At 55.9% G+C, this 13366-nt stretch carries 14 protein-coding genes; 7 read left to right on the top strand and 7 right to left on the bottom strand.

Annotated elements, in window-relative coordinates; genetic code table 11:
- Window positions 1-15 precede the first annotated feature (15 nt).
- Window positions 16-606 (bottom strand): DUF938 domain-containing protein, encoded by a 591-nt coding sequence (locus H573_RS0114180; RefSeq protein ID WP_027874838.1) that lies wholly within the window; start codon window positions 604-606, stop codon window positions 16-18.
- Between the two features lie 99 nt (window positions 607-705).
- Between H573_RS0114180 and H573_RS0114175 the strand changes: the two genes are divergently transcribed.
- Window positions 706-1164, top strand: coding sequence for an EVE domain-containing protein (locus H573_RS0114175; protein ID WP_027874837.1), 459 nt, complete (start codon window positions 706-708; stop codon window positions 1162-1164).
- A gap of 3 nt (window positions 1165-1167) precedes the next feature.
- Here H573_RS0114175 and yaaA read toward each other — a convergent pair whose 3' ends face one another.
- Together yaaA and H573_RS0114165 are read right to left on the bottom strand one after the other, a co-directional pair.
- Window positions 1168-1941, bottom strand: a complete 774-nt coding sequence (gene yaaA / locus H573_RS0114170) for a peroxide stress protein YaaA (protein ID WP_027874836.1) — start codon at window positions 1939-1941, stop codon at window positions 1168-1170.
- A gap of 18 nt (window positions 1942-1959) precedes the next feature.
- On the bottom strand, window positions 1960-2457 hold the full coding sequence (locus H573_RS0114165; protein WP_027874835.1) for a DUF4265 domain-containing protein: 498 nt from the start codon (window positions 2455-2457) through the stop codon (window positions 1960-1962).
- 125 nt (window positions 2458-2582) lie between these two features.
- On the opposite strand from H573_RS0114165, the gene H573_RS0114160 reads away from it, so the two are divergent.
- The 4 genes from H573_RS0114160 (at window position 2583) to H573_RS0114145 (ending at window position 5837) form a co-directional block, all read left to right on the top strand.
- Window positions 2583-3107, top strand: a complete 525-nt coding sequence (locus H573_RS0114160) for a TRAP transporter small permease subunit (RefSeq protein ID WP_051171331.1) — start codon at window positions 2583-2585, stop codon at window positions 3105-3107.
- Window positions 3100-4467: a TRAP transporter large permease gene (locus H573_RS0114155; protein WP_027874833.1), complete on the top strand. Its 1368-nt coding sequence runs from the start codon at window positions 3100-3102 to the stop codon at window positions 4465-4467. Before H573_RS0114160 ends, H573_RS0114155 begins: the two co-directional genes overlap by 8 nt.
- Before the next feature lie 78 nt (window positions 4468-4545).
- Window positions 4546-4935 carry an acyl-CoA thioesterase gene (locus H573_RS0114150; RefSeq protein ID WP_027874832.1) on the top strand — a complete coding sequence of 130 codons (390 nt, stop codon included), beginning with the start codon at window positions 4546-4548 and terminating at the stop codon, window positions 4933-4935.
- 41 nt (window positions 4936-4976) lie between these two features.
- A complete protein-coding gene (locus H573_RS0114145) occupies window positions 4977-5837 on the top strand; it encodes an SDR family oxidoreductase (protein ID WP_027874831.1) in 861 nt (286 codons plus the stop codon).
- Window positions 5838-5853: 16 nt separating this feature from the next.
- On the opposite strand, the gene H573_RS18420 is transcribed toward H573_RS0114145, so the two are convergent.
- The 4 genes from H573_RS18420 to H573_RS18415 are packed head-to-tail and all read right to left on the bottom strand — an operon-like array spanning window position 5854 to window position 9493.
- Complete coding sequence (locus tag H573_RS18420; RefSeq protein WP_036256906.1) at window positions 5854-6759, bottom strand: hydroxymethylglutaryl-CoA lyase; 906 nt, start codon at window positions 6757-6759, stop codon at window positions 5854-5856.
- 14 nt (window positions 6760-6773) lie between these two features.
- Window positions 6774-7973 carry a CaiB/BaiF CoA transferase family protein gene (locus H573_RS0114135; RefSeq protein WP_027874830.1) on the bottom strand — a complete coding sequence of 400 codons (1200 nt, stop codon included), beginning with the start codon at window positions 7971-7973 and terminating at the stop codon, window positions 6774-6776.
- 30 nt (window positions 7974-8003) lie between these two features.
- Window positions 8004-8765 carry an SDR family oxidoreductase gene (locus H573_RS0114130; RefSeq protein WP_027874829.1) on the bottom strand — a complete coding sequence of 254 codons (762 nt, stop codon included), beginning with the start codon at window positions 8763-8765 and terminating at the stop codon, window positions 8004-8006.
- Window positions 8762-9493 carry a glutathione S-transferase family protein gene (locus H573_RS18415; RefSeq protein ID WP_084498096.1) on the bottom strand — a complete coding sequence of 244 codons (732 nt, stop codon included), beginning with the start codon at window positions 9491-9493 and terminating at the stop codon, window positions 8762-8764. Before H573_RS18415 ends, H573_RS0114130 begins: the two co-directional genes overlap by 4 nt.
- Window positions 9494-9714: 221 nt before the next feature.
- Between H573_RS18415 and H573_RS18410 the strand changes: the two genes are divergently transcribed.
- Both H573_RS18410 and H573_RS0114115 read left to right on the top strand, forming a co-directional pair.
- Entirely contained in the window at window positions 9715-12102 is a 2388-nt protein-coding gene (locus H573_RS18410; protein ID WP_084498095.1) for a TonB-dependent receptor, read from the top strand.
- A gap of 81 nt (window positions 12103-12183) precedes the next feature.
- The gene (locus H573_RS0114115) at window positions 12184-13323 is read left to right on the top strand and encodes a zinc-binding dehydrogenase (protein ID WP_027874828.1); all 1140 of its coding nucleotides are present in this window, start codon (window positions 12184-12186) and stop codon (window positions 13321-13323) included.
- Window positions 13324-13366: the final 43 nt, after the last annotated feature.

Here is a 13366-nt window from a genome sequence, read left to right as displayed (position 1 = left end):
TTTTTTTGCCCGAAATTAGCGCTTCCAGATTAGCAGGCGGTTATTGGCTGGCATTTCACAGTCGCGGTGAAGCGCAAAGCCTGCCTTCGCGGCCAAACCATTCACCGCCTCGGCATCGCGGATGCCACTCATCGGATCGCGGCTTTTTAACCACTGATCAAATTCGGCGTTGCTGGGCGAGGTGAATTGCCCCTGATAATTGAAAGGGCCGTAGATAAAAAGCCATTGTAGTTCGGCGCCGTGTTCAGCAATGCGGGCGAACAGTCGCTCTACCGAGGCCCAACTCATAATGTGTAGGGTATTGGCTGAGTAGAGTGCCTGAAACTCGCCGCTGGGCCAGGGCGAGGTATTCACCTCAAAGGGCTGCGGCGGCGGAAGATTGTCGAGCTTGGCCTCGTCCAGCCACTGTTGTATGCCGGGCAGGTATTCCACTTGGTCACAACATTGCCACTGCAATTGAGGGTGAAGGCGGGCGACGTGCACGGCGTGCTGCCCAGTGCCGCTGCCAATCTCCACCACGCTTTTTAGAGTGTTAAGAATGGGCTGCAAGGTGCTAAAGATCGGCTGTTTATTGTTTTCGCAGGCTTGGGAGTAGGGTTTTTGCATTGCGGGTACCTAGCTGGACTTTCCAGGGAGGATGGACGGCCATAGCGACCGGCCGCTACACTTTTTGTTGGTGCACAGTGTCAGTGCAGAGGAGGAGTGATGCAATACTGGTTGGTAAAATCCGAGCCGGATGCTTTTGGCATTGATGATTTGGCGGCCTGCAAAAATGCCACCGAGCACTGGGATGGGGTGCGCAATTACCAGGCGCGCAACATCATGCGCGACAACATGCAGGTGGGCGATCAGGTATTTTTCTATCACTCTGCCTGTAAAACGCCGGGCATTGTCGGCATTGCCGAGGTCGTGCGGGAGGGTTATCCCGACCACACTGCGCGCGACCCCGAGTCCAAATACTATGATCCCAAGGCCAGCGACGAGGATCCGCGCTGGTATATGGTGGACATTCAGCTGCACCGCAAGCTGGGGCGCCTGATTCCCTTGAGCGAACTAAAAAGCCATCCGGCGCTAAGCGACATGGCGCTGCTGAAGAAGGGTAATCGCCTGTCGGTGATGCCGATAGAAGAGCGTCACTGGCAGACGATACTCAGCCTGGAATAGGACTTAGGCGACCTCGTCGCGAAGGAACACCCACTCCGTGGCAGTGGACTGCTCAGGGCAGTAATAGTAGCCGTCGGTGTCGAATTGCTTCAGTTTCTCGGCATCGGTAATGCGCTGCTTAATCACATAGGCGCTCATCAAACCTCGGGCCTTTTTGGCGTAGAAGCTGATAATTTTGTACTTGCCGTTTTTGTAGTCTTTAAACACCGGGGTGATAACGTCGGCGTTCAGCAGCTTGGGTTTCACGGCGCTGAAGTACTCGTTCGACGCTAGGTTAAGCAGCAGCGGGCCGGCATCGCTAAATTGGGTATTGATGGCATCGGTGATGCGCTCACCCCAAAATTCGTAGAGGTTTTTGCCGCCGCTGTTGGCGAACTTTGTGCCCATTTCCAGCCGATAGGGCTGAATCAAATCCAGCGGCCGCAGCAGACCATATAAGCCGGAAAGAATGCGCAGGTGCTGCTGGGCAAAGGCGAAATCGTCGTCGCTGAAGTCGTCGGCATTGAGCCCTGTGTAGACGTCGCCGCGAAAGGCCAACACTGCCTGCTTGGCGTTGTCGGGGGTAAACGGCGTTTGCCAGTCGGCAAAGCGCTGGTAGTTGAGCGTTCCGAGTTTGTCGCTGATCTTCATCAGCGCGGAAATATCCTGGGGCGCCAGTTCGCGTAGCTCATCGATAAGCTGCTGTGAAGCGTCCAGAAAATCCGGCTCGCTGCGCTGTTGAGTGTGAGCGGGGGTGTCAAAGTCCAGCGTCTTTGCCGGTGAAATCAGTATCAACATGCTTGGCTCCTTTCGCCGCTACGCTTTTAACAGGTCTTGCCACCAATTCAGTGGCTCGCCTTGGTCGTCGTAGACATTGCCATACAGCCAGCGTGCCTCGCCGGTCTTTACATTGGCATCGAGTAATTTTTCAATCGCCTGAAACCCTACGCCAAAATGAATGCTGTAGACCAAGGCGCGTTCGCTGCTGATGTCCAAGTGGCCGCCCAGTTTTTCGATCTCGCCGGTCAGTTGCTGTTCCAGCGCGTCGTTGGGCTCGCGCATAAATACGCGCAGACAAAGGTTGCCGCCGCGCTCAACCACTTTAAAGCGACCGCGCGATTCATTATTCAGTTCCAGGGTGTCCAGTGCCGCCACGCCGCGTACAAACAGCGGTGACTTTAATAAGCGGTACTGACCCTCGGTTTCGCAGGGGCTTGCCAGGCACTGTTCAAACACAGGCTGCTGATTGGTCGGATGAATACCGGCGAACAGTTCCAGTCGGGTTTCTTTGTCGGCGAGTGGGTGATGGCTCATAGCAGTGATGGATTTACCCTAAAAGGCGCAATGATAGCGTGTTTGCCGGTCATTCGCATGGCGAGAGGGGGCTGCTGCGACTATAATATTGCCCCACTTGGGTCGACATGCAATTAATTACAATAATGAGAGCGACACTACGTTTCATCGACGCCTTCACCGAGGCGACTGGCCGCGTACTGGCCTGGTGCATTCCCATCATGATGCTGGTTACCGCCGCGGTGGTGGTTATGCGTTACGGCTTTGGCTATGGCCTGACGGCCATGCAGGAGTCGGTCAGTTATCTGCACGGCTCGGTATTTATGCTCGGCGCCGCCTATGCCCTGAAACACGGCGCCCATGTGCGGGTGGATATTTTTTATCAGCGCTTTTCTCCGCGCCAGCGCGCGTGGATCGACAGCCTGGGTACGCTGATATTTTTGTTGCCGCTGTGCGGGCTTATTTTGCTCAGCAGTTGGGATTTCAGTGCCAAGGCCTGGGAAATTCGCGAGGCCTCGGTTGAGCCCGGCGGCATTCCCGCCGTGTTTCTACTCAAGAGTTTGATACCGCTAATGGCGGTCAATCTTGCTCTGCAGGGCCTTGCTGAACTGCTGCGCAATGCTTTGGTGCTGATAGAGGGCGATGGCGCGGAGGTGAACCGTGCTGATTGAGTTGTTGCCACTGCTAATGTTCATCACCATTTGCTTGGTGCTCATGCTGGGCTACCCAGTCGCCTTTAGTCTGGCCGGGGTGGCGATGATTTTTGCCGGCCTGGGTATCAGCCTTGGCCACTTCGACCCCAGTTTCCTCGCCGCGTTACCCAACCGAATATTTGGCACCATTAACAACATCACCTTATTGGCGGTGCCGCTGTTTGTATTAATGGGTGTGCTGCTGGAAAAGAGCCAGCTCGCCGAGGAATTGCTCAGCAATATGGCGGCACTGTTTGGCCGCCGCCGCGGTGGCTTGGGTATCTCAGTGATTGTTGTCGGTATGTTGCTGGCGGCCAGCACAGGTATTGTGGGGGCTACTGTGGTGACCATGGGCCTGCTCTCGTTGCCGTCAATGCTCAAGCGCGGCTACGACCCGGCACTGGCCACTGGCACCATCTGCGCCACTGGAACATTGGGGCAGATCATTCCGCCTTCTATCGCCTTGGTATTACTTGGCGACACACTCTCCAGTGCTTATCAGCAAGCGCAGTTGGACCTTGGCGTATTCAGCCCCAAAACCCTGTCGGTGGGCGATCTGTTTATCGGCGCGCTGATTCCCGGTTTGCTGCTGGTGAGTTTGTACATTCTATATATGGGCGGCATGGCGATTCTTCGCCCGGAAAAAGCACCGCCCGCCAGTGACCTGCAAGCGCCGCCAATGGGCCAGTTGCTGCGCGGCTTTGTTCCGCCAGTGCTGTTGATCGTTACGGTATTGGGCTCCATTCTCGCCGGGGCCGCCACGCCTACCGAAGCGGCGGGCGTAGGTGCCTTGGGTGCAGCGTTGTTGGCGCTGCTACGCGGCCGCCTCTCGCTGGCGCGTTTGGCCGAAGTGTCTCGGGAAACCATGAAGGTCACCTGTATGGTATTTATGATCCTGATTGGCGCCGCTGTGTTTTCCTTGGTGTTTCGGGGCTTCGGTGGCGACGAGCTGATTCACGGCGCCTTTACGGCAATGCCCGGTGGCGTGGTGGCGGCCACCGCGCTGGTGATGTTGGTGATCTTCCTGCTGGGCTTTATCCTCGACTTTATTGAAATCACTTTTGTGGTGGTACCAATCGTCGGGCCGATTCTGCTGGCGATGGGCGTAGACCCAATATGGCTGGGCATTATGATCGCGCTCAACCTGCAAACCTCTTTCCTTACGCCGCCGTTTGGCTTTTCGCTGTTTTACTTGCGCGGCGTGGCACCGGCCTCAGTGGCAACCTCGGACATTTATCGCGGCGTGGCGCCCTATATCGTGCTGCAAATAACGGTGTTGGCGATATTGGCGCTGTGGCCGGGTTTGGCCACCTGGCTACCGGCGCTGGTGCGCGGCTAGAAATTAGATTGACAATACTAGACGTCATCCGTTAACTGGGCGCTCAATGAATAATTCAAACAGTAGGAATACAAACCAATGCGTGACATAGATGATGTGCCCCGCCCCAACGGCGAGTTAGCCATGCAGGTGATTGCTATGCCTGCAGACACTAATGCCGACGGAGACATATACGGTGGCTGGCTAATGTCGCAAATGGATCTTGCAGCCGGTATTACTGCCGGGCGACGCGCTGGTGGCAGGGTCGCCACAGTAGCCGTTGCGAGTATGGCGTTTCTGTCGCCGGTAAATGTTGGCGCGGTGGTGAGCTGTTATACCGATGTGCTTGAAGTTGGGCGCAGCTCTATTCGTATCAATGTGGAAGTCTGGATCACCGAATACGACGACGAAGAGCCGATAAAAGTGACCGAGGGCGAATTTGTATTTGTCGCCATCGACGACAACGGCCGCACGCGTAGTGTCGACTAAGTTACACCCAAACCAAAACCAATAGTGCAAGGACAATAATAATGAGCATGACGGGAAAAGTGTGTTTGATTACCGGCGCGACCAACGGCATTGGCCGCGCGACCGCCAAGGCGCTGGTAGAGCAGGGTGCCGAGCTGTTTATTCTCTGCCGCAATGAAGAAAAGGGCCAGGCGCTACTGGACGAACTGCGCAGTTTGCGACCCGACGCTGAGTTGAGCCTGTTAATTGCCAACCTCGGTAAAATGGCCGATATTCGCCGCGCCGCGAAACAGTTTCTCGATACTGGTAAACCGCTTCACCTGTTATTGAACAACGCCGGTGTGGTGAACACCGAGCGCAAGCTCAGCGCCGACGGTATAGAAGAAACCTTCGCTGTAAATCACCTTGCCTACTTTCTGCTGACTGAGTTGCTTCGAGAGCGCATCGTCGCCAGTGCGCCAGCGCGCATTGTGTCGGTGGCGTCGGAGGCCCATGCCTTCTGCAAAGGCGTGCAGTTTGACGACCTGGAGTTTGCCCGCCAGAAATACAAAACCTTCAAAGTGTACGGCCACTCTAAACTCTGCAACATTCTGTGGACCCGCCATCTGGCCAAGCAGCTCGAAGGTACTGGCGTAACGGTAAACTGCGTGCATCCGGGGGCGGTCAGCACCGGCCTCGGCCAGCAGGACAATGTCATCATCGGGAAAATATTAGGGGTGGTGTTAAAACCGTTTTTCCGCAGCCCCGACAAGGGCGCCGAAACCTCCATTTATGTGGCGACCTCGCCCAGCTTGGAAGGGGTTACCGGCGAGTACTTTGCCGACTGCAAACCCAAGCGCATTAAGCCCTGGGGCAAAGACGATGCAGCGGCGGAAAAGCTGTGGTCCTTCAGTGAGGCCTACACCAAAACCACCGTTAGCTGATGGCGTGAACAGGCGCTTAGAGAGCGCCTTTTTCTATCTGCCGTTCAATCCACTGCGTGGACTTGGCCAAGCCAACGCCCGGTAACCATTGCCGGGTCAGTCTCGACGCCGCAGCCAAACCCGCCAAGGAAATTCCCGTGTCGTAGCCTTGCTGATTCAGCATCAGCACCAGGTCTTCCGTGGCAATATTTCCCGAGGCCCCCGGTGCAAAGGGACAACCCCCCAAGCCTGCGATGGACGCGTCAAAGCGGCGCACACCGCTTTCGAGTGCAGCATAGGCATTGGCGATGCCCATGCCTCGGGTGTCGTGAAAGTGGCAGGCGATGACATCGCTATCAAATTCACGACATAATTTGCTGGTTAGATTTGCAGATTGCTGCGGCGTTGCCGCGCCAATGGTATCGGCCAATACAATTTCTTTTGCCCCTACGGCAATTAATACTTCGGCTTGTTGCAGAATAATGTCTTCATTAATTGCCCCTTCAAAAGGGCATTCCCACGCGGTGGCGATATAGCAACTGGCATGCACGCCGTCGCGGTGGGCGCTGGCAAGTACCGTATTGGCAAAACGGAAGGCCTGCTCGTTGCTCATGCCAATGTTTTTTTGGTTCATGGTCTCGCTGCTGGCCACCACAATAGCGATGTGGCGTGCGCCGGCTGCGGTGGCCAGGTCGTAGCCCTTCTCATTCGGAATCAGTACCGAAAATTCACCTGCGGTATTTGCCAGGGCGCTTACCACGTGGTCGCTGCCCGCCATGGCGGGAACGGCGCGCGGCGATACAAAGGCGCCCACTTCAATCTGTGTCAGCCCTGCTGACAGCAAGGCCTGAATGAGTTGCAGGCGCTGCTCGGGGTCTAGAACCTGCTTTTGATTTTGCAAACCGTCGCGGGGGCCAACATCTCTTACCCATACTTTTTCCATAGCGGTTTCTCCTGTCAGGCGATGACGCCCTTGCTGCGCAGGCGGTCTATCTCGTCGTCGGGCATGGCTAGCATATCGCTGAGAATGTGTTGGGTGTCTTGGCCAAGCAGCGGGGCGGGGGTGTAGGCGCTCTCTTCGCTGCGCGACAATTTAATCGGGCAGCCAGGGCCTTTGGTGGTTTGACCGTTGGGGTGGGCAAGGTCGACCACCATATTTCTGTGCAGCACTTGTTCGTCGTTCAAGGCCTGGGAAAAGGTATTCACCGGCGCGGCAGGTATGCGTTGCGCGTTCAGTTTTTCCATCCAGTATGCGGTGCTCTGGGTGCGAAAAATATCGGCCAGGGTGGTATCGATAAAGGTCTTGTCGGCAAGGCGTCCGGGCTGGGTATCGTATTCGGGTTTTTCCAGTGCCTCGCAGTGCAAAAGGCCTTTTAAGTTGTGCCAAAAATTATCGGTAATCACGCAAATGACCAAGTGGCCATCGGCGGTGGGGTAGCTGTTGTATGGCACATGCACAAAGTGACTGTTGCCAATGGGTTGGGGGGTGTTCCCCGACATAAAGTGCATGGTCGCCATGTAGTTAAGCAGGGAGATTTGCGCATCCAGCATGGAAATGTCCACGTGCTGGCCACGGCCCGATTGATAGCGTTCAATCACCGCCGACAATATTCCCATCACGCCAAACATACCGCCGCCAAGGTCGCCAATCGGAATGCCGGCACGCATTGGCTGCGACGCATCTTCGCCGGTAATCGACATGCCACCGCCGTAGGCCTGGGCAACCTGGTCAAAGGCGGGCCGCTTGGCACCCGGCCCTTGTTCGCCAAAGCCGGTAATGGAGCAGCTGATAATACGCGGGTTGATCTCGGCGAGCCGCGGGTAATCGATCTTGAGTTTTTCCGGCACGCCGGCGGCATAATTATTCACAACGATATCGGCCTGCTCAACCAGCGAATAAAACAGCGCCAGGCCGTCCTCACTTTTCAGATCAATGGCGATACTTTTTTTATTGCGATTCAGCGTAATAAAGTAGGCGCCCATGCCGTCAATGGAGTGCTCGGGGTCGGTGGCCAACAACTTGCGCGTGCCTTCGCCAGCAATCGGCTCCACCTTGATCATTTCCGCACCCATGTCGCCCAATATCATCGTGCAATAAGGGCCTGACAACATATGGGTCAGGTCCAATACCCGCAATCCGGAAAGCGCGTTGTTCATAACATACCTACTGTATTCACGGTCGAGTTGTTAGCGACTGGCGACAATACCACCGTCGAGTACCAAGGTGCTGCCGGTCATATAATTCGACGCGGCCGATGCCAGAAAAATTGCCGTACCCGCAATATCGTCGGCGCTGCCCATACGTTGCAGCGGGATACTTTGCAGTAGCGATTGGTCATCCAGTGGTGCCGTCATATCGCTGGGGAAATAGCCCGGTGCGATGGCGTTCACATTAATATGAGCGTCGGCCAGGTCGGCCGCAAGTTGACGGGTCAGCTGGATTACCGCAGCTTTACTGGCGCCGTAGGAATAGGTTTTTAGCGTCGAGTGAACCATGCCATACACCGAGGCAATGTTAATAATGCGGGCGGGCTTATCTTCGGCGGCGGCATTCCTGAGCAGCGGCAGCAATTGTTGGCTGAGGAAGAAGACCGACTTCACATTCAAATTCATCACCTTGTTCCAGCCCGACTCGGGAAAGCTGTCGATATCGGCGCCCCAACTGGCCCCTGCATTATTAATTAAAATATCCAGCCTGGGGGTGAGGGATTTGATGGCGGTGACGAGCGCTTCCACACCTTGCTGGGTGGATAGATCCGCTTCTATCGCGGTGCAGTCGCCCAGCGTTTGCAAGTGTGCACACCGCGCGTGAAGTTCTGCCGGCTTTCGCGCGCTGATTATCACCTTGGCGCCGGCGTTAACAAAGCCCTCTGCCAGCATGGCGCCAATGCCGCGAGAGCCGCCGCTAATGAATACGGTTTTGCCGCTTACCGAGAATAAATCTGTCACGCTTGCAGCCCCCGTTCGCGTTCCTTGTATTGCTCCTCGCCAAAAGAGTAAGACCAGGTCTTATCGTCCAGCTCCATATAAAAGTTTGGCGGCAGGTCATACACCCAGCCATTGATTACATCCTTGCCGCGCTGAAAGGCAGGGCGCGCTGCCAGCTCATTAAACCAGCGATGGATGCCGGGAAAACTCTGCTCCGGGTGAATACCAATCAGTGGCAGGGCGCGCAGCCACGGCCACAGGGCGATATCGGCTATGGAGAATTGATCTCCGGCGATATAGCGTTGCTGACCAAGTTGCGATTCAATCACCCGGCACTGGCGAAGGCTTTCCTGCAGGTAGCGCTGTTTGGAATAGGGCTGCTCTTCACGGGCGTAACGCACAAAGTGGTGGGCTTGACCCTGCAGCGGTCCGACGCCGGCCATTTGAAACATCAGCCATTGCAGCTCGGCGTAGCGCTGGGTGGGCTGGCGAGATAGCAGCTGGCCGCTTTTCTCCGCCAGGTAAATCAGAATCGCGCCGCTTTCAAACACCGTGATCGGCCCGTCTTCGGCATCGTTATCGACAATCACTGGCAACTTGTTGTTGGGGTTTAAGGCCAATAGCTCAGGGCTAAACTGGTCGCCCTGGCTAATATCGTAGGGAATAACGCGGTAGTTCAAGCCCAGCTCTTCCAGCGCAATAGAAATCTTGTGGCCGTTGGGGGTAGGCACCGTATGTAAGTCGATCATCGCAGCTCTCGGTTTGTTATTATGTCAATAATATTGACATTGTGCCGAGGCGATTGTCTACCCCCAAGATTTTTCTAATTCTCATATTGGCGAGTTGACGCGCCGCAAGAAAGCCGCTAATAATGTAAACTTAGTTGACATTAATTTGGGTCGTGTAAGGCGCTTCACTGCACCGGATGGCTCAAACGCAACAACAATAATAATAGAAAAGATGGGTGCCTATGTTTATCAACAGCAGTACATCGTTACGTCCTCACTGCGTGGCCATCGCACTAATACTGACGGCTCACAATGCGTTTTCCGCGCCGGTAAAAGAGCGCAGGGTGTTGGAGGAGGTCATCGTCAGCGCGCAGAAAGTCGAGCAATCGTCTCAGGATGTGCCCATTTCGCTCACCGCCGTGAGCGGCGAATTTATGAAAGAAGTGGGCGCGGTTAACCTGCAAGACCTCGCCCCCTATATGCCCAATGTGCGCTTTTCCTCCGATACCGATCCGGCACTTACCCAGGTAAATATTCGCGGATTTGGTTCCAACCCGCTGAACGCCGCTTTCGAAAGCTCGGTGGGTTTCGTGCAGGACGAGGTGTTTTACAACCGCCCCTCGTACTTTAGCGAAGCCATGTTTGATATTGCCCGAATTGAAGTCCTGCGCGGGCCGCAGGGTACCCTGTTTGGGAAAAACACCGTGGCGGGCGTATTCAATGTCAGCTCGGCTGACCCCACCGACGACTTCTCCGGAAAACTGCAATGGCAGGAAAACGATGCCGATGAACGCTACCTGGAAGCGGCAGTAGCCGGTGGCGTGGGCGACCATCTTTCGCTGCGCGTTTCGGCGATGGATCGCGACAAAGAGGGCGACTTGTATAACCAATTTTTGCAGCGCCGCGACGATCAACACGAACAAAATGCCCAGCGCTTGAAAATCTTTTTCGACCCCAGCGATTCGCTGCATATGGAGCTGAATGCCTACCAATCGGAAACTATGGCCAATTACTGGGGACTGCAAATATTCAAACTGGACGACGACACCCGCACTTTTCTTGAAAACTACGACCCGAATATTGAAGACAACCCCTACGACTTTCGCAGCTCTTACAATGTGCCGGGCTTTATCGAAAAAACATCCGACAGCCTGTCACTGCTAAGTGAATGGCAACTGGGCGACGTTGCCGGGCTACAGAACAGCGCGTTTACTCTGATTGTTGCCGACAGCGAGCTATACATCGACAGCCTTGTCGACCTCGATGCCTCTCCTGCCGACCTTGCCAAACTGGCGGTGACCTCTGACTACAATCAGCAGTCGCTGGAGCTTCGGTTTACTGCCAGCAGCGAGAGCCTGTTCGGATTGGGTGAAGGCGTTAATCTGGTTGCTGGTATCTACGCACTGCATTCAGAATTTGAGCAGCACACTCAAATTACCGCAGGCGACGACCTGCTGGCCTACCTCACCACCGACGATGCCCTGCAACTGATTAGTGGCAACCCCAATGGGGGGTCAGGTGGTTTGCTAGGTAGTTTGAACTTGGCAGGGCTGGGGCTGATTTCCGGCTTAGGCGCCACCGTGATTGATGACGATAGCTACCTGCTGGACTACTTTCTGGATGTGGAAGCCTACGCGGCCTTTGCCCAATTCAGCTGGTACATCACCGATAAGTGGGTGCTTACTCCGGGACTGCGCTACAGCCGCGAAACCAAAACTGCCGACGCCTCGGGTGCCTCGCGCTGCCGCACTGGCAACCTGGGGCTGCCGTGTTTGATGGGCACCGCGCTAAGCGCCGAGGAATATCAGGAGGAAGGTATCGAGCGCGAAGAGAGTGACCTGTCGCCCAAGCTGTCGCTTCAGTACTATTTGAACGAAGACACCAATATCTTTATCAGCTACGCCCGCGGTTACAAAAGTGGTGGCTTTAATGCATCGTCCTTCGGTGGTGAAGACCTCAATTTCGAGCCCGAAAAAGCTGTCACCGTCGAGGCCGGTTTAAAAGGCAGCTTTTTGGACAACACCCTGCGTTTTAACCTCGCCGTGTACCAAACCCAGTTTGAAAACCTGCAAGTACTGGCCTTCAACGGTGCCTTCTTCGATGTAAAAAACGCCGCTACCGCCACCTCTGACGGCCTCGAAATGGACGTTATGTGGATCACGCCAATGCCGTTTCTGCGGCTTGCCGGTTCTGTAGGCCTGTTGGATGCGCGCTACGACAGTTACCCCGCCGCGCCAGCGCCGATTAATGAAGGTGTCGACGCCCAGCAAGACCTTGGCGGTCGACGCATCTCCTTCGCCCCAAAAGAAACCGCCAGCTTTACCCCAACGTTGGAGTTCCCGGTCTTCGGCCTGGCCATGAGTACCAGCGTCGATATTCTCTACCAAGGCGATCAATACACCGACGGCGACCTGGATAAAAACACCTTTTCGCCGGGCTACACCACCGTGTCGGCGCGGGTGAGCCTGGCATCGTTGGATTCCGGCTGGGCAATTACCGTTGGCGGCAGCAACCTCACCGACGAAGAAGTGCTGGGGCAAGTGCTCGATACCGTGTTTTTCCCCGGCACTTACAACACCCGGCAGAAGTCGATGCGGAAAATTTTTGCTTCGCTGAATTATCAGTGGTGAGCGAACGGGTTTTCCGCACAGGTGAGTTTGGGGGGCGGAAAGTGCTAGGCTAGCTGTCCAATAATCAGAAGGGCATTTGCTATGCACGACACGCTTCCCGATACCGGCCTGCAACTGCGCTCGCTGGTCACCGACGACGGTTACCTCAAGCTGATACTGAAATCCTCACCGATCCCCGAGCCGGGCGACGATGAGGTGGTGGTGCGCATTGAGGCGACCCCCATCAATCCCTCGGATCAGGCCACACTGATTGCCCCCGCCGATGTCAGCACCGGCAAAACCACGGGCAGTGGTGCCGATACCGTGTACACCGCCAAACTGCGCCCTGGCCTGGAGGGGCGCGTTAAACCGCGAATTGGCAAGCCGCTGGCAGCGGGGAATGAAGGGGCGGGCACCGTGGTCAAGGCCGGTGCGAGCACCGCCGCCCAGGCACTGCTGGGCAAAACCGTGGCGGTGATGGACGGCGCGCTTTACTGCCAGTACCGCAAAGTGAATGTGATGCAGTGTCTGCCATTGAATGAGGGTACCTCGGCCCGCGACGGCGCGTCCTGCTTTGTGAATCCCCTGACGGCACTGGGTATGGTTGAGACGATGCGCCGTGAAGGTTTCAAGGCGCTGATCCACACGGCAGCGGCGTCCAATCTCGGGCAGATGCTTAACCGTGTCTGCCAGAAAGACGGCATTGAACTGATTAATATTGTGCGCAAGCCCGAGCAGGTTGAATTGCTGAAATCCCAGGGCGCCAAATACGTCTGCAATTCCAGCGACGACAGCTTTATGAGCGATCTGACCCGGGCGATTGAAGAGACGGGTGCCTACCTGGCGTTTGATGCCACCGGCGGTGGTGAGCTGGGTAGCCGTATTCTCACCTGCATGGAAAAAGCGGCGCTGAAAGATGTTGCCCTGCCGGGGCCGTATGGCTCCGATACCTTCAAACAGCTCTACATCTACGGCAGCCTGGATTTGTCGCCGACGATTATCCATCGCAACTTCGGTTTTAGTTGGGGCATTAACGCTTGGCTGCTGACACCGTTTATTGCCAAGGTCGGGCCAGAGCGCGCCGGCGAATTACGCCAGCGCGTGGCCGATGAGCTACACACCACCTTTGCCAGCCACTACAGCGATGAAGTGTCGCTGCTGGATGTATTGCAGGCCGACGTGGTTGCAGAGTACAGCCAGCAGGCCACCGGCAAGAAATACCTCATTAATCCCAGCCGGTAAGCGCCTTCGCGTGCCGGGCGACCAAGCCCGGCACGTCCTTCCT

It is taken from the genome of Neomelitea salexigens DSM 19753, from assembly GCF_000422345.1.
Lineage (GTDB): Bacteria > Pseudomonadota > Gammaproteobacteria > Pseudomonadales > Spongiibacteraceae > Spongiibacter > Spongiibacter marinus_A.
The sequence above is the reverse complement of the archived record's forward strand: the minus strand, read 5'-3'. Positions and strand labels throughout refer to the sequence as shown.